General features: G+C 34.0%; 15 protein-coding genes. 8 read left to right on the top strand and 7 right to left on the bottom strand.

Going from position 1 to position 15,874, the window contains the following annotated elements; translation table 11 throughout:
• Positions 1–911, top strand: a 911-nt coding sequence (locus tag H611_RS13700; protein WP_035483078.1) for a MopE-related protein, incomplete at its 5' end; no start/stop codon positions are given.
• A gap of 62 nt (positions 912–973) precedes the next feature.
• On the opposite strand, the gene H611_RS0100035 is transcribed toward H611_RS13700, so the two are convergent.
• From H611_RS0100035 to H611_RS0100060, 6 genes are all read right to left on the bottom strand, one after another.
• Positions 974–2,197 carry a T9SS type A sorting domain-containing protein gene (locus tag H611_RS0100035; protein WP_027136415.1) on the bottom strand — a complete coding sequence of 408 codons (1,224 nt, stop codon included), beginning with the start codon at positions 2,195–2,197 and terminating at the stop codon, positions 974–976.
• A 147-nt stretch (positions 2,198–2,344) separates the two neighbouring features.
• Positions 2,345–3,538 (bottom strand): 3-oxoacyl-[acyl-carrier-protein] synthase III C-terminal domain-containing protein, encoded by a 1,194-nt coding sequence (locus tag H611_RS13705; RefSeq protein ID WP_051238663.1) that lies wholly within the window; start codon positions 3,536–3,538, stop codon positions 2,345–2,347.
• A 171-nt stretch (positions 3,539–3,709) separates the two neighbouring features.
• Positions 3,710–4,564 (bottom strand): substrate-binding domain-containing protein, encoded by an 855-nt coding sequence (locus H611_RS0100045; protein WP_027136416.1) that lies wholly within the window; start codon positions 4,562–4,564, stop codon positions 3,710–3,712.
• 1 nt (position 4,565) lies between these two features.
• A complete protein-coding gene (locus H611_RS0100050) occupies positions 4,566–5,435 on the bottom strand; it encodes a nucleoside phosphorylase (protein WP_027136417.1) in 870 nt (289 codons plus the stop codon).
• Between the two features lie 39 nt (positions 5,436–5,474).
• Positions 5,475–5,801 (bottom strand): translation initiation factor, encoded by a 327-nt coding sequence (locus H611_RS0100055; RefSeq protein ID WP_027136418.1) that lies wholly within the window; start codon positions 5,799–5,801, stop codon positions 5,475–5,477.
• A gap of 4 nt (positions 5,802–5,805) precedes the next feature.
• Positions 5,806–6,756: an isopenicillin N synthase family dioxygenase gene (locus tag H611_RS0100060; protein WP_027136419.1), complete on the bottom strand. Its 951-nt coding sequence runs from the start codon at positions 6,754–6,756 to the stop codon at positions 5,806–5,808.
• A gap of 158 nt (positions 6,757–6,914) precedes the next feature.
• Between H611_RS0100060 and H611_RS0100065 the strand changes: the two genes are divergently transcribed.
• The 3 genes from H611_RS0100065 (at position 6,915) to H611_RS0100075 (ending at position 10,189) form a co-directional block, all read left to right on the top strand.
• Entirely contained in the window at positions 6,915–8,891 is a 1,977-nt protein-coding gene (locus H611_RS0100065) for an alpha-ketoacid dehydrogenase subunit alpha/beta (RefSeq protein ID WP_027136420.1), read from the top strand.
• Between the two features lie 36 nt (positions 8,892–8,927).
• Positions 8,928–9,347: a 3D domain-containing protein gene (locus H611_RS0100070; RefSeq protein ID WP_245574744.1), complete on the top strand. Its 420-nt coding sequence runs from the start codon at positions 8,928–8,930 to the stop codon at positions 9,345–9,347.
• A gap of 158 nt (positions 9,348–9,505) precedes the next feature.
• Positions 9,506–10,189 (top strand): hypothetical protein, encoded by a 684-nt coding sequence (locus H611_RS0100075; protein WP_051238664.1) that lies wholly within the window; start codon positions 9,506–9,508, stop codon positions 10,187–10,189.
• 500 nt (positions 10,190–10,689) lie between these two features.
• Here the strand turns inward: H611_RS0100075 and mgrA are convergent, their stop codons facing one another.
• Positions 10,690–11,703 (bottom strand): L-glyceraldehyde 3-phosphate reductase, encoded by a 1,014-nt coding sequence (mgrA, locus tag H611_RS0100080; RefSeq protein WP_027136423.1) that lies wholly within the window; start codon positions 11,701–11,703, stop codon positions 10,690–10,692.
• A gap of 150 nt (positions 11,704–11,853) precedes the next feature.
• Here mgrA and H611_RS0100085 point away from each other — a divergent pair, with 150 nt between their 5' ends.
• The 4 genes from H611_RS0100085 (at position 11,854) to H611_RS0100100 (ending at position 15,856) form a co-directional block, all read left to right on the top strand.
• Positions 11,854–13,407, top strand: a complete 1,554-nt coding sequence (locus H611_RS0100085) for a DEAD/DEAH box helicase (RefSeq protein ID WP_027136424.1) — start codon at positions 11,854–11,856, stop codon at positions 13,405–13,407.
• A gap of 189 nt (positions 13,408–13,596) precedes the next feature.
• Positions 13,597–14,049 carry a cold-shock protein gene (locus H611_RS0100090; protein ID WP_027136425.1) on the top strand — a complete coding sequence of 151 codons (453 nt, stop codon included), beginning with the start codon at positions 13,597–13,599 and terminating at the stop codon, positions 14,047–14,049.
• 57 nt (positions 14,050–14,106) lie between these two features.
• On the top strand, positions 14,107–15,021 hold the full coding sequence (locus tag H611_RS0100095) for an EamA family transporter (RefSeq protein WP_027136426.1): 915 nt from the start codon (positions 14,107–14,109) through the stop codon (positions 15,019–15,021).
• Positions 15,022–15,037: 16 nt separating this feature from the next.
• Complete coding sequence (locus H611_RS0100100; protein WP_035483162.1) at positions 15,038–15,856, top strand: DMT family transporter; 819 nt, start codon at positions 15,038–15,040, stop codon at positions 15,854–15,856.
• Positions 15,857–15,874: the final 18 nt, after the last annotated feature.

Here is a 15,874-nt window from a genome sequence, read left to right on the forward strand (position 1 = left end):
TAGTCCATGAACCTCAGTTGTATTATCTCGATAGTGATGGCGATGGATTTGGTTCTACCACAGAAGCCATGCTTTGTGCATCTACCGCACCCAGTGGGTATTCAGATAATAACACAGACTGTGATGACACCAATGCTCTAGTCCATGAACCTCAGTTGTATTATCTCGATAGTGATGGCGATGGATTTGGTTCTACCACAGAAGCCATGCTTTGTGCATCTACCGCACCCAGTGGGTATTCAGATAATAACACAGACTGTGATGACACCAATGCTCTAGTCCATGAACCTCAGTTGTATTATCTCGATAGTGATGGCGATGGTTTTGGCTCAACCACAGAAGTCATGCTTTGTGAGTCTACAGCTCCTAATGGGTATTCCGATAACAACACCGATTGTGATGACGCCAATGCTTTAGTCCATGAACCTCAGATATATTATGTCGATAGTGATGGTGATGGATTTGGTTCAACCACAGAAGCTATGCTTTGTGCATCTACCGCACCCAGTGGGTATTCAGATAATAACACAGACTGTGATGATGCCAACGAAAATGTACATCCAGAGGCCCTAGAAATTATGGGTAATGGTATAGATGATGATTGTGACCCTTTAACAGATGAAGGCACCTTAGTAATTTCCAGTAAATCTATTTTGGAAAGTATTTTAATAAGCCCCAATCCATTTATTAATAATTTAAATATTAGTTTTTCAATTCAAGCAACCAATAAAATTTATAGTATTGCTCTTTATGATTTATTAGGAAAACGTATTTTAAATTTAGAAAAACGGAGCGATAATGGATTAATACGCTTAAAGGATTTGGACCATTTTCAGCAAGGAATATATATCCTTATTATATTAGATAAAGAAACTCAAAATTATATGGCAAAACGTGTTGTCAAGTTCTGATTATAAATAGAAACACCTTTAAAATGTTATTAGATTAAGGTGTTTCTATTTAATACTATAATTTATATAATCACTATTTTTTTTGTTGATTGATTTTCCCCATCATCTATTTTTAAAAAATACATACCTGTTTTAAGCATAGATACATTTAATTCAATTTCGTTATTTATAATAGTTTTGGTGGTATGTAATATTAATTTACCTTGAATATCATAAATATGAGTATTTATTGATTTATTTGATGGTTGATTGAATTTTAGGTAAATAATATCATTAGCAGGATTTGGGTAAAGGGTAAAGTTATTTTTAATTCCATGATCATCAGCACTTAAAGCCTCAGTGGCAATAGCACAAATATTAAAAGTTCCAACTTGAGGTTCAACCGCGGGATAAACCCTAATATAAAGGGTTTCATCTTTTCTATTCGTTAAAGTTAATTTAGAGAAGAAGTCCGTTCCACCATCGTCATCACAAGCTATGTTAACAAGGGCATTGCAAGATCCAGAATAGACAGCAATTGCTGTGTCATCAAATGGAGAGCCCGGATCCTCAGATGTTTCAATAATTATATCATAAAATTTATCAGAATTAACGCTTATTTTATACCATACATCATCACCATCGTTAGCTGCGCAACCAGTGCCACCGATATCATCAGAAGATGGAGTAGCTAGAAAATTGGTTCCTAGAGTTTTAATACAGGTAGTGTTTAAAGGAAGTATGGTGTTCACATCTAAACATTCGTCATTATCGGCAACCATTGGAGCTTCTATTTTATAAAGACAGATATTAAAATTACCTATTTCGTCGGTATCGTTTTCCCAAACTCTAAAATAAATGGTGCTTCCAGCTGGTTCTACAACATCAATTTGTGAATGATATTGATTATTGGTGTCTGTTGCAGGATTTCCATCATTATCACAACTTGTGGATTCTAAATTATTGCAAGGGTCATTAGTATTTGTTACTCTAAAAGTTTCAATGGCAGTATCTGTTACGTTTGAACCTGATACATATGATGTTTTAATTCTAACGGCTCCATCGGCGGGCATTTGAAACTTAAACCATCTGTCTTCTAAATTGGTTCTAAAATTACAATTGGGGTCAGACAAGATGTTTTCATCAATTTCAGAATCATCAAAACTAAAAACTTGCTCGACACAGGAGTTATTGTCTACAGTTAAAAAATCTATGACGTCACATGGTGAATTCCCAGTATTTTGGGCTGTCAAAATATAACTAACTAGCCATAAAAAAGAACATAATAATAGGGTAGTTTTTTTCATAAATCAAGGAGTTTAGCTTTTATTAAATTTATGAAAAAAAAGAAAATGTTAATTAATATTCAGTCTAACGGTTTAATTTTTAGATTATCAGGAGTTAAATGTTGTGTTGCTATAAGATATTACTAATATCTAATTAACTTAAAACTTTTAGGCCACCTTTTCAAGTAATAATCCCGTAGCGGTTAATCCCGGACCAAAAGCAATCGCGATAATTTTTGTGTTGACTTTTATGTCTGGGTCGTTAATGATTTTTTTAAAAATATGTGGAATTGTTGCTGAGGACATATTACCATGGTGTTTTAATACATCATAAGACCAATGAGCTTGGCTACTATCTATATTTAATTCTTTCACAACATAATCAATTATTTTAGGCCCACCTGGATGAATAGCGTAATAAATGGATTCTTTTTCAGTTTCAAAATCCAAGCCTATTTTATTACACATATTTACAACAAATTCCTTGATATTCTTTCTTATAAATACAGGGACACGCTTAGATAAGGTCATTAGAAAACTATATTCTCCCAAATCCCAAGTCATGTCCTCTAAGGTGTCGGGAATTATAACTTCATGCGAAGCCAGTATTTTCAATCCAGCTTTATTAGTTTTAAGACCTTCTTTATAAAATAGGTTTTCATCATATAATGAGTAACCTACAAACCCATCAGAAAATAACGAACAAATCATTGTATTTGCAGCAGAAAATTCAGTTAGATTTAAGTGGACTGAAAGCAATTCGGTATGTATGATATCGACGCGACCTTTTGTTTCACTCAGAGCTAGTAAACCTGAACCAGTTCTAATTGCAGGAAAGGCTCCATAGCATCCCATGTGATAGGAATGTGTGACTTTCACGTCTTTCCATTTTCGATTTATTACGGCCTCTTGAGCTATACTAGGGGATGAGTATCCAGAACATGTTACATGAATAATGTTTTCGGGTTTACTAGGTGAATATTCATAGAATTTATCAAAAACATATCCTAGTTTTTTTTTGAACCAGTCCATACGCATCTCTATTTTGGGGCCGTAATGGCTCTCAGGTAAAAAATCAAAACCTTTAGGAAAAATATAGCTGGAGGGTGTTGTGTTTTCCATTTCATTGACTATAAAAGATTCAATGTCATCAAAAAGTAAAACCTGACGTTTTTCAATGTTTTCAGATGATATGGCGTATTTATCGACATGCTCCGAGACCTCCTCAAAACTAATCTTATTTTGTCTTTTAGTATTCTGGAAAAAGTGATATAAAAATTTGGTGTATTGATTAATTAAATTTTGATTTATTAATTTTCCAACCACAACAGGATGAATATTCGAGAGGATAATAGCATTCATGTCACTAATAGTTTTGTCGTTATAACAAAGTTACGCATTTCAAACAAGCTTAAGAGCTTAATGTCTTGATTTTTAATAATTAAACTTAAGAATATTAACTTGTATAGGCTTTTTGAAAAGGTATTAGATTGACATCAATTTATAATATAGTGTTGAGTAAATTTCTATCGATTATAATTTGTAGACCAAAGCGTCATAGCTTACAAGCTCAGGAATTATATTTAGTGCATATAATTCGCTTTGAGTTTTTATAACCGTGTCTTGATCGATTAAACTTTGCGACCATTCGGTAATACTAAGCCATTCTTGAACATCGTCTAGTTTTTGTTCATATCTGGCCGCTATGGTTTCTGCGATATTAGGAAGTTTCTTAAAATTAGAAGTTGTATTATTAATGATGTTCAGAATTGATTTTAAGGTGTCCGGATGAGAATCAATAAAATCTTGGTGTGCAGCAATAACAAAGCATGGCCATGGAGAAGGGCAATTTCCTATGCGTCTAAATGTTTTATTATCAACCAATGGTTTGGTTGTAAATTTCTCCCACATAAAATAATCGGCTTTGCGGTTAGTTAGTCCGTCAACAGCGCCATTTAGGTTTTTTATTACTTCAAAATTCAAATCTTTATCTAAATCCCATTGGCTATTTTTCGCATTTATATAAGCCATTAAATGTGAACCCGATCCAAACCTACTAATCGCAGCTCTACTGCCTTTAAGATCTTGTATAGTTTTGTATTTAGAATGATAGGCAACATGAATACCCCAGTTTAACGGTGTTTGAACATAGGTTTGAACAATTTTAGAGGGATTTCCTGAAATAATATCTTTAATGATGCCTTCGGTTAATATAACAGCAATATCTATTTCTTTTTTACGAAGCGCTTGAGACATATCGCCAGTACCACCGTAATAATCCTTCCATCTCAAATTTATGCCCTGATTTTTATAAGCACCATTTTTTAAACCCATATACCAAGGCAAATTAAAATGCTCTGGAACACCTCCAATGTTAACCTGCTTCATATTATTCTACAATTTTATTCAAAGTATATCGAATGAGTTCATCAATAACTTTAGCCGGATTTTTACTAAATGTACCTGTGGCCCGATTGGCTATTATAGCGTTCATAGAAACGGCATGATGACCTAGTAATTTCGATAAGCCATAGATGGCAGAAGTTTCCATTTCAAGATTAGAGATTCGGTGCCCTTTATAATTAAAGCTATCAATTTTATTATTTAACTCTGAATCCTGAAGTTCTAAACGTAATTGCCTGCCTTGTGGACCGTAAAATCCCCCTGCTGTAGCTGTAATGCCTTTATATACTTTAGGACTTTCTAGTTTTTTCATCAGAACCGAACTGTTTACGATTAATAAAGGATAAGCCTTTTTAGTACTCCATTTTGTGTGTTCTACAAAGGCATTCACAATATGGTTAAGATTAATGTCTTTTAAATCATAGGCGTGTAACATCCCATTTAAATCTAAACCGTGTGTTCCTAAAACAAAGGAATCAACTGGAATATCAGATTGGAGAGAGCCTGAAGTGCCAATTCGAATAAAATCGATTGACGTCAGATTTGACTTTATTTCTCGTTTATTTAAATCGATATTAAAAAGGGCATCTAATTCATTGATGACAATATCAATATTGTCAGGTCCTATTCCTGTAGAAATGACTGATAATCGTTTCCCTTTATAACTTCCTGTGTGTGTTTTAAACTCACGCTTTTGAGTTTGGAATTCAATACTATCGAAATATTGTGAAACCTTTTCGACCCGGTTTTGATCGCCTACAAGAATAATAGTGTTTGATATATTTTCTGGTTGTAAATTTAAATGATATACACTGCCATCGGGGTTAAGTATTAATTCAGAAGGCTTTAATTTCATATAGTCCTGGTTTTATAAATGTTGGTTATGAATGAGCTCTTAACCTCCAACCCGCTTGACAGTAAACCCCTTATCTTTTAATATGGACATAATTTTATCCCGATAATCTCCTTGAATAATTATCTGGTCATTTTTAAAACTTCCCCCAACACTAAGCGCTGTTTTAATTTCTTTTGCTAAAATTTTAAAATCTTCGGTAGCACCGTTATATCCATCAATTATTGTAATGGGCTTACCTTTACGTTTTTCGTATTTGCAAAGTAAAGGCTCGTCTTGTATCCAAATCCCAGAATCTTCGGCATTGTCTTTAACTTCGTCAACTTCATGGTCTGGGAATAAATTTTTTAATTGATCTTGTAAGTCCATCTTATTATTTTTTAATCAATCCTAATTCTACTAATCGTTCATTTAAAAATTCACCTGCAGTAATGTCTTTAAAAGCTTTTGGGTGATTTTCGTCAATGCATTCCTCTAATACGTTTAGTTTCATGTCGCTAACTGGATGCATAAAAAATGGAATGCTATACCTTGAGGTGTTCCACAGTTCTTTTGGTGGATTAACTACACGATGAATTGTAGATTTTAATTTGTTATTGGTATGTCTCGAAAGCATATCGCCCACATTAATCATTAATTCGTCTGGTTGGGCAATAGCATCTATCCATTCCCCTTTGTGGTTTTGTACTTGAAGTCCGCGACCTTGAGCCCCCATAAGGAGTGTAATGAGGTTAATATCGCCATGAGCCGCAGCACGAACCGCTTCTTTAGGCTCCTCTGTAATTGGCGGGTAATGTATAGGTCTTAAAATCGAATTTCCATTATGAATATATTTGTCAAAATAGGTTTCTTCTATGCCTAAATGAAGTGCCAAAGCCCGTAATACATATTTCGCAGTTTTTTCTAGCATTTGGTAAGTCTCTTTTCCTACTTTATTAAATCCAGGTAATTCCTCGACAATAACATTATCATGGTATTCCATTTTAAGCGCATCGTTATCTTCTACATATTGACCGAAATGCCAAAATTCTTTAAGATCACCTTCCTTTTTACCTTTGGCACTTTCCTTTCCGAAAGATACATAACCACGTTGTCCGCCAATTTCAGGAATTTCGTATTTCTGCTTGGTTTCCAGCGGTAAATCAAAAAAACGTTTCACTTCTTTGTATAATGTTTCCACTAAATCATCATTTAAAAAATGACCTTTTAAAGCAACAAAACCAATTTCTTCGTAAGCTTTACCAATAGCATCTACAAAGGCTTGTTTTTTATTAGGATCATTAGAAAGGAAATCAGATAAATTAACACTCGGAATACTATTCATGCGGTAAAAATTAAAAGTGAATTCATACAAATGTACAAAAACATTGCTATTCGAATGCAAGTCATTTTTTTCAAGATTCACTTAGATAAATACCTTTTTATGGTATATTTGGTATTAGTTGAAGCGGTGTTAATTATAAAAATGTATACTCATTCATTATGATTTTTCAATCTAAAAGCCTTACCAATGAGACGTTAATAGATTTGTACAGGTCCCTTTTAAAACCTCGTATGATAGAGGAGAAGATGTTAATTCTTTTAAGGCAGGGTAAAATCAGTAAATGGTTTTCCGGCATTGGCCAAGAAGCTATAGCTGTTGGAGTTACTAAGGCATTAAAAACGGATGAATATATTTTGCCCATGCACCGTAATTTGGGGGTGTTTACCTCAAGAAATATACCTTTAAACAAATTGTTTGCCCAGTGGCAGGGCAAGGCGACCGGATTTACTAAGGGTCGTGATCGTTCGTTTCATTTTGGTACTCAAGAGTTCAAAATTATAGGGATGATATCGCATTTAGGTCCGCAACTGGGTGTGGCCGATGGTATTGCACTAGCTTCTAAGTTGAAGAATAAAAATCATGTAACGGCAGTGTTTTCAGGTGAGGGAGGAACCAGTGAAGGTGATTTTCATGAAGCCTTAAACATTGCTTCTGTGTGGCAATTACCCGTATTGTTTTGTATCGAAAATAATGGTTATGGTTTATCAACACCTGTATGTGAGCAATTTAACTGTGGTCATATTGCCGATAAAGGTATAGGCTATGGCATGGAGTCTCACATCATTGATGGTAACAATGTAGTTGAAGTTTATACTAAAGTATTTGAAATAGCCGAAAGTGTTCGGCAAAATCCGCGCCCCATACTTTTAGAATTTAAAACGTTTAGAATGCGCGGCCATGAAGAGGCAAGTGGCACCAAATATGTTCCCCAAGAATTATTTGATGCATGGGCTTTAAAAGATCCTATAATTAATTTTGAAGCACACTTAAAAGATATAGGGGTGCTTACAGAGACTGTAGTAAATGAAATTAAACATAAGTGTTCTAACGAAATAAATGAGCAATTAGAGCTGGCATATAATGCACCTGATATTATAGCTTCTGAAAGCCAAGAATTAAATGATGTATATGCACCATTTTCATATAGTGATATTAAACCGGTTGGGGCTTCAAGAGAAATTAGATTTATCGATGCAATTTCCGAAAGTCTAAAGGAAAATATGTCTATTCATAAGGATTTGGTGATTATGGGGCAAGATATAGCTGAATACGGAGGAGCTTTTAAAATTACAGAAGGATTTATTTCCGAATTTGGTAAAGATAGAGTGCGAAATACTCCTATTTGTGAATCTGGTATTATTGAAACAGCGATGGGCTTATCTATTGCCGGAATAAAAAGTATCGTGGAGCTACAATTTGCCGATTTTATTTCTTCAGGGTTTAATCCGGTAGTTAATTATTTAGCAAAAGTACATTATCGTTGGGGGCAATGTGCAGATGTCGTATTAAGGTTACCCTGTGGAGGCGATGTTGGGGCAGGGCCTTTTCATTCTCAAACAAATGAAGCCTGGTTTACAAAAACACCTGGGTTAAAAGTGGTTTACCCCGCATTTCCTTATGACGTTAAAGGCTTGCTAAATACCTCAATAAAAGACCCAAACCCAGTGTTGTTTTTTGAGCATAAAGGATTATATAGAAAAATTAAGCAGAAAGTTCCTGAGGATTATTATACCATTCCAATCGGTAAAGCATCATTGGTTAGAATGGGTTCAAAATTAACCGTTATAAGTTATGGTGCAGCCCTGCATTGGGCCATGGAAACGCTTGATGAGCTAGAAATGAAGGATGTAGATGTAATTGATTTAAGAACGCTTCAACCATTAGATACTGAAACAATTTTTCAATCTGTAAAAAAAACGGGGAAAGCTATTATTCTTCAGGAAGATTCTTTGTTTGGTGGCATTGCCAGCGATATCTCAGCAATAATAATGGAACATTATTTTAAATATTTAGACGCGCCAATAAAGCGTGTAGGTAGTTTAGAAACTCCAATACCATTTGCAAAACAGCTTGAAAGTCAATATTTACCTAAATCGCGATTTAAACAGGCCTTATTGGAGTTATTAGAATATTAATGAACTTTTGTATATTATATTTCTTTAATTAAGTGCATGAAATTAATAGTCGTTTTTTTAAGTATGATGATCCTTATGGGCTGTAAACTCTCAATTGACACTTTTGAAGATCAGTATAATTGGTATGAATTAAAGGTAACCGCAACTGCTTATAACAGTTTAGCCTATCAAACTAATAGCAATCCCAATATTACGGCGTTTGGAGATAGTTTAACTTCAAATACTAAATGTATAGCTATATCGCGAGATTTACAAAAATTAGGTCTGTCACATAATACTCCAGTTAAAATGGAAGGATTCGATAGCATTTATTTTGTAAAAGATAAAATGAACAGTCGCTGGAAAAATCGAATTGATATTTACATGGGAAAGGATGTGAAGGCCGCTAAAGCATGGGGGCGTCAAAAAATTAATATTTGGTACGGCATTAAAAAAGATAGTATCGAATTAGAATAGAATAAAATGTTATACAGGTTGGTTTAGGTATGATTTTTGTTAAATCCATGTAAAATAAATGGTGTATCTGTGCAGTTTTTGATATAAAGAAATATATTTGAATTAAGGATGCAAATGATATGTGGATAGGGTAACCCCCTAAGCTAATTAACAACAGAATGAGGTTATTTATTACATATATAATAATTTTTATAATTGGATTTTCGGCTCAAGCTCAGATAGATACGAGAAATAAATCCATAGCGATTCCTGCGGTTGAGTCTAAAAAGGATTCGTTAGACTTATCCAGTATCACACCATCACAACCTATTGAAAATAATCAGGCTCAGTTTGGTAGCTTAAATGTTCCTGAATTGCAAGGCGGTATTAATACTCCTAAAAAACAGTTTTCATTATTTGGTGAAGAATTTGGAAATCCTGGTGAACTATATGCAAAGCGTATAGATAAAAATTTGGAGAGTGCCCGATTAATAACACCTGAGGAAATAGAACAGCGAAACGGAAGTAAAACCAATCAGTATTTAGGAGATTTTAAAACCAAATCTGAATTTGTAAATATTGTATATCGTGATCACGGAGCTATTGACGGTGATGTGATTCAAGTATTAGTTAACGATGATGTTGTGCAGGCTCGAGTTTTTCTTACCGGAGGGTTTAAAGGTTATAAACTTCAGTTGCATAAAGGGTTTAATAAAATCGATTTTCTCGCTTTAAACCAAGGACAATCTGGCCCCAATACTGCAGAATTCAAAGTCATTGATGATTCCGGCAGCATCATATCGCATAATCAATGGAACTTAGCTACCGGGGTAAAAGCTACAATCATTGTGGTTAAAGAATAAAAAACACATCATTATATTAGTTTAACTCGTTGTGCATTTGAATTAAAATTTGTCAATTAACTCCGTTTAGGTTGGTTACGCCTAGTATAATAATGTTCTTGTTTGACTGAACCTAATACATAATACTATGATTGTTTTGGTTTTTCCATACGCGTAGCTTTGTTATATAGCTATTTACAGGATGGGGTATACCGTCTCACTTCTCCTTACCAAATCTATGGATATCCTATAGATACCCTATGGATAATGTATGGATAGTGTATGATATTAATTTAACCCGCTGTGTAGTTATAAAATATTGATTTTTGAATTATTAATAGGCCTATTCTCAATAAACTTGTTGATGTTGTAAATTATCCTAAATCTCTAAATTGCTAATAATCTGGGTGTTTTGTCGTAATTTGCTTGAAAGTTATGTATTATTGTCTAATCCGTTATGGTAACATGAGGTTACAACTTATGGTCTGTAAACACAACTTTTTTTATAAACGCAAAACAGGTTAGTTTAATATAGCATCAATCATTTGAAGTTCCTCTTCTGTGAAAACTAAATTATCCAAAGCTATTACGTTTTCTTTTAACTGTTTTGCTGAACTAGCTCCTATTAATACAGAGGCTACTTGTGGTTGACGTAAGATCCAGGCAATAGCCATTTGTGATAGTTTTTGCCCTCTTGATTTAGCCATTTCAGATAACTTTTTAATTTTTTCAATATTTTGATAAACCGCATCTTCATTTAAGTGGCCCATAGATTTTGACGCTCGAGAGCCTTCAGGAATACCATTTATATATTTATCTGTCAACATGCCTTGAGCTAATGGTGAAAAGGCAATACAACCGACACCGTTTTTATTTAATGTATTTAATAATCCACCTTCAACCCATCTGTCAAACATGCTATAACGTGCCTGGTGCAATATAAAAGGCACGTTTAAATGTTTTAAAATCTCGGCAGCTTCATGAGTTTCTTTTGGTTGGTAATTAGAGATGCCTACATATAAAGCTTTCCCTTGACGAACAATATCTGCTAAAGCACCCATAGTTTCTTCCAGTGGCGTTTCAGGATCTGGTCGGTGATGATAAAAAATATCAACATAATCAAGGCCCATACGTTTTAAACTCTGGTCAATACTGGCTATTAAATATTTTCTGGAGCCGTAATTTCCATAAGGTCCAGGCCACATATCGTAACCCGCTTTCGAAGCGATAAATAATTCATCGCGATAAGGTTTAAAGTCTTTTTTAAAAATGGTTCCAAAATTTTCTTCAGCCGATCCATATGGTGGGCCATAATTATTAGCTAAGTCGAAATGAGTAATACCATGGTCGAAAGCGCAGCGTAGAATATCTCTTCCGTTTTGAATATTATCTACAAAACCAAAATTATGCCATAAGCCTAGAGATAAGGCTGGCAGTAAAACGCCACTTTTCCCTGATCGATTATATGTCATTTTATCATAACGTTGCTCTGAGGCTTGATAGGTGGTTATTTGGCTTTTATCGTTAATATTCATATTAGGTTATAAATTAAAATGTTAGAGAATTCAAGACTTCAAAAATAGACAATGATTTTTAGTCGACACAAAATCTTGACAAATTTTCAACACAAAGATTGTTATAAACGCTTTAAAGGTGTTATTTTTGCAGCCCTTAAATGTATTTACATGTCGGTATCAAAAACAGAATTAGCAGAAAGAAAAACAGGTAAAGATTTATATAGCTACCAAAAAGGAGCCATTAATAAAATATTTAAAAGTTTTGAGGAATCACCGGACGATTACCATCTGTTATACCAGTTACCTACGGGTGGAGGTAAAACAGTAATTTTTTCTGAAATTGTTAGACAATACCTGAAACATCATAAAAAGAAGGTGTTAGTCATGACGCACCGTATTGAGCTTTGTAAGCAAACCTCTAAAATGTTAACTGAGTTTGCAGTTAATAACAAAGTGATTGACAGTAAGGCAGATTTAAGTGATCAGGCGCAATATAGCTGTTTTGTTGCTATGGTTGAAACGTTAAACAACCGTTTGAATGATAATAAGCTTGATATCTCAGATATAGGTTTAGTTATTATTGATGAGGCACACTACAATTCATTTACTAAATTGTTCAAGTTTTTTAGTCAGTCGTTCATACTTGGTGTTACGGCAACACCATTAAGTTCCAGTATCGAATTACCAATGACCGATAATTACGATGAGTTGATTGTAGGTGAAAGTATTGAGTCTCTTATTGAAAATGGATTTTTGGCAAGAGCCGATATGTACACTTACAATGTAGGCTTAACTTCCTTAGTAGTAGGGTCTAATGGTGATTATACCGTGAAATCTTCTGAAGATTTATATACGGCTGATGATATGCTATCGAAGTTGGTTCAGGCTTATGAAGAACGTTCGAAAGGCAAAAAGACTCTTATCTTTAATAATGGTATAAACACATCTTTGCATGTATATGATACATTTAGACGTGCGGGTTATCCTGTTGCTCATTTAGATAACACCAATACAAAAAAGGAAAGAGCTGCCATTTTAAAATGGTTTAAAAATACTCCTGATGCCATTTTAACTTCTGTAAGTATTTTAACAACAGGATTCGATGAACCATCGGTAGAAAGTATTATTTTAAACAGGGCGACAAAATCTTTAACCCTTTACTACCAAATGATTGGGCGTGGTTCTCGTATTTTTAAAGATAAAACAAGTTTTACAGTTATCGATTTAGGAAATAATTTCCATCGTTTTGGACCCTGGGGCGATAATCTGGATTGGCAACGTATATTTAAGTCTCCTAATTATTATTTAGATGCTTTAATTAGTGATGAGGATATAGAAAGTAATTTTAGATATGAAATGCCACCAGATTTACGTGCCGAGTTCGGGAATTCTAAAGAGGTGTATTTCGATATTCAGAAAACCTATGTCGATTCTATACGTAATGGTGAGTCTTCAAAAGTGGTATTAGAGCGTTCTATAGAACATCATGCCAAAATATGTATCGAAAACAGTGAAGATGTATATGATGCTTTGGCCTTGGCTAAGAAGCTGGGTGATGATATCGATTTTAGAATTCAGCGCTACACAAAATGTATTAGTAAGAGTACTTACAATTTTGTAGATTGGTTAAAAGACGACTACAGAAAGAAACTAAACTCTTATTTAAGAGCAAATTTCGATGAAGTTTTCGAATCTATATTTGGATATCCGCCAGAAGATTAATTTTTCTGAAGTTATTTTTAGTTTATATCATTTTCACACTGTTTTTAAATAGCTTACCTTTACAGGCAATTAACATGTTTGTAAATTTTTATATAAACGTCTCAATACTTCAAAAAAGTTTCCAATTCAGATTTTTAAGTAAAAATTATTCATAGCAGAGTATTAAATAATTAAACCAGATACATTTTTATGGCAAAATCACAAGTGACATTTAACAAGATTGAGAAAGAAAAAAAGCGCTTAAAAAAGCGTGAAGATAAACAGAAAAAGAAGGAAGCGCGTAGAGCTGAAGCTAAAGAAAATCCACAAGGTATTCAATTTGCTTATGTAGATCATAATGGTAATCTTACCGATACACCTCCGGACCCATCTATGAAAGTAAAAGTTGACGTTGAAAGTATTGAAGTAGGGATTCCTAAAAAGGAGGAAAGAGAACCAGAAGAGCCTGTAGTAAACGAAGGTAAAGTGGCTTTCTTCGATACATCAAAAGGGTTTGGTTTTATTACCGACAATGTTAATGGAGAAAAGTATTTTGTGCACGTTAGTGGGTTATTAGAGCCTATTGCAGAAAACGATAAGGTAACTTTCGATTTAGAACGCGGACAAAAAGGCATGAATGCTGTTGCTGTGAAAAAGATTTAGTCTTCAATATTTGTCTTTACTAGTTTCTCAAATTTTCAATACGCTTAATTAAAACCTATGTCAAAGCAGCGAAAAACTGTACTTATTGTTTTAGCTTTCTTTGCTATTTATGTTATTTGGGGATCTACCTACCTTTTAAACAAAATTGTCGTTCAAGAAGTACCCCCATTTTTTTTGGCGGGACTACGGTTTACTACAGCTGGCGTTTTAATTTTTATATTGGCAAAAATTCTCAAGGTTGATATCTCCATTACTTGGAAACAATTTAAGAGTACGATTATATCAGGATTTTTATTTTTAAGCTTTGGTAATGGCGTTGTGGTTTGGGCTCTTAAATATGTAGATAGTGGATTTGCGGCTTTAGAAATTGCAGCACAACCATTAGTAGTATTAATATTAATGCGCATATTACAAGGAAAGAAAATATCAGCCATGTCTTATGTTGGTGTCGCTCTTGGTATTTTGGGAGTGTTTCTGTTAGTTGGACAGAAGGAGATTGTAAGTCAGGACAATCAACTTGTTGGCATGCTTATGATTTTTACTTGTATGATTTCTTGGTCCTATGCCAGTATTTTTGTTGGAAAGGCCGATTTACCGAAAAATCATTTTGTAAGCACGGGCTATCAAATGATACTAGGTGGTTTGTTGTTAATATTAGCAAGTTTGTGTTTTTCAGAACCTTGGAGTCTTCCAACAACGTGGAGTCAGGATGTTTTATGGGCAATGCTAGCACTTGTTCTTTTTGGGAGCGTCGTTGCTTTCTCTTCATTTAATTTTTTATTAAAAGTGGTGTCTCCAGAAAAAGTAGCCACTTCAACATACATAAATCCTATTATTGCACTATTTTTAGGTTGGTGGATTTTGGATGAACAAATTTCTGGGCAGTCTATAATTGCAGCAACTATTTTACTAACGGGGGTATATTTTATTAATTCTAATAGAAAATTTAAACCCAGATCGATTGGACGTTAAAAGTGCAATTAAATACATGCTTATTAGCACATTGGCATTTGCCTGTATGAATGCTTCTGTAAAATTTCTGATTGATGTAAATAGTTTTCAAATTGTATTCTTTCGGTCCTTTGGATCACTCTTTTTTACCTTCGGGTTTTTATTGAAAAATAGGATACCCTTTATTGGAAAAAACAATAAATTACTGGTGCTAAGAGCTCTAACGGGGGCTAGTTCTATGCTGTTGTTTTTTATGTCGGTGAAGTACTTATCTATAGGAACAGCGGTTTCATTAAGATATATAGCTCCTGTTTTTGCTGCTATTTTCGCGGTCCTAATACTTGGTGAGAAAATTAAATCCTGGCAATGGCTTTTTTTCTTAATATCATTTATTGGGGTCATTGTATTGAAAGGTTTAGATAGAGAACTCAACTCCTTTGGACTTCTATTAGTTATGATTGCCTCGGTATTAAGTGGTTTAGTTTATATAATAATTAGTAAGATAGGGACTAGTGAACATCCAGTAGTTATTGTAAATTATTTTATGATTATTGCCACAATTATTGGAGGGGTGTTTTCCATATTTAATTGGGTAACCCCCTCGGGCACAGAATGGTTGGTTTTATTAGGTTTAGGTGTTTTTGGCTTTTTCGGACAGTATTATATGACCAAAGCCTTTCAAATAGCTTCGACAAATATTGTAGCGCCGTTAAAATATATTGAAGTAGTATTTACAGCATCATTTGGCGTGGTATTATTTAGTGAAGCTTATACCTTTTATAATCTTCTTGGGATTGGGCTTATTATAGGTGGACTGGTTTTAAATGTTTGGTATAAGTCGAAAACAAGCACATAATCAGAATGAATAATATTG

The organism is Gaetbulibacter saemankumensis DSM 17032, from assembly GCF_000425645.1.
GTDB classification, from domain to species: domain Bacteria; phylum Bacteroidota; class Bacteroidia; order Flavobacteriales; family Flavobacteriaceae; genus Gaetbulibacter; species Gaetbulibacter saemankumensis.

Bases quoted from the DNA above. Each gene is read 5' to 3' on its own strand.
- H611_RS0100035 (WP_027136415.1), bottom strand. From the start codon at position 2,197: ATGAAAAAAACTACCCTATTATTATGTTCTTTTTTATGGCTAGTTAGT.
- H611_RS13705 (WP_051238663.1), bottom strand. From the start codon at position 3,538: ATGAATGCTATTATCCTCTCGAATATTCATCCTGTTGTGGTTGGAAAA.
- H611_RS0100045 (WP_027136416.1), bottom strand. From the start codon at position 4,564: ATGAAGCAGGTTAACATTGGAGGTGTTCCAGAGCATTTTAATTTGCCT.
- H611_RS0100050 (WP_027136417.1), bottom strand. From the start codon at position 5,435: ATGAAATTAAAGCCTTCTGAATTAATACTTAACCCCGATGGCAGTGTA.
- H611_RS0100055 (WP_027136418.1), bottom strand. From the start codon at position 5,801: ATGGACTTACAAGATCAATTAAAAAATTTATTCCCAGACCATGAAGTT.
- H611_RS0100060 (WP_027136419.1), bottom strand. From the start codon at position 6,756: ATGAATAGTATTCCGAGTGTTAATTTATCTGATTTCCTTTCTAATGAT.
- H611_RS0100065 (WP_027136420.1), top strand. From the start codon at position 6,915: ATGATTTTTCAATCTAAAAGCCTTACCAATGAGACGTTAATAGATTTG.
- H611_RS0100070 (WP_245574744.1), top strand. From the start codon at position 8,928: ATGAAATTAATAGTCGTTTTTTTAAGTATGATGATCCTTATGGGCTGT.
- H611_RS0100075 (WP_051238664.1), top strand. From the start codon at position 9,506: ATGAGGTTATTTATTACATATATAATAATTTTTATAATTGGATTTTCG.
- mgrA (WP_027136423.1), bottom strand. From the start codon at position 11,703: ATGAATATTAACGATAAAAGCCAAATAACCACCTATCAAGCCTCAGAG.
- H611_RS0100085 (WP_027136424.1), top strand. From the start codon at position 11,854: ATGTCGGTATCAAAAACAGAATTAGCAGAAAGAAAAACAGGTAAAGAT.
- H611_RS0100090 (WP_027136425.1), top strand. From the start codon at position 13,597: ATGGCAAAATCACAAGTGACATTTAACAAGATTGAGAAAGAAAAAAAG.
- H611_RS0100095 (WP_027136426.1), top strand. From the start codon at position 14,107: ATGTCAAAGCAGCGAAAAACTGTACTTATTGTTTTAGCTTTCTTTGCT.
- H611_RS0100100 (WP_035483162.1), top strand. From the start codon at position 15,038: ATGCTTATTAGCACATTGGCATTTGCCTGTATGAATGCTTCTGTAAAA.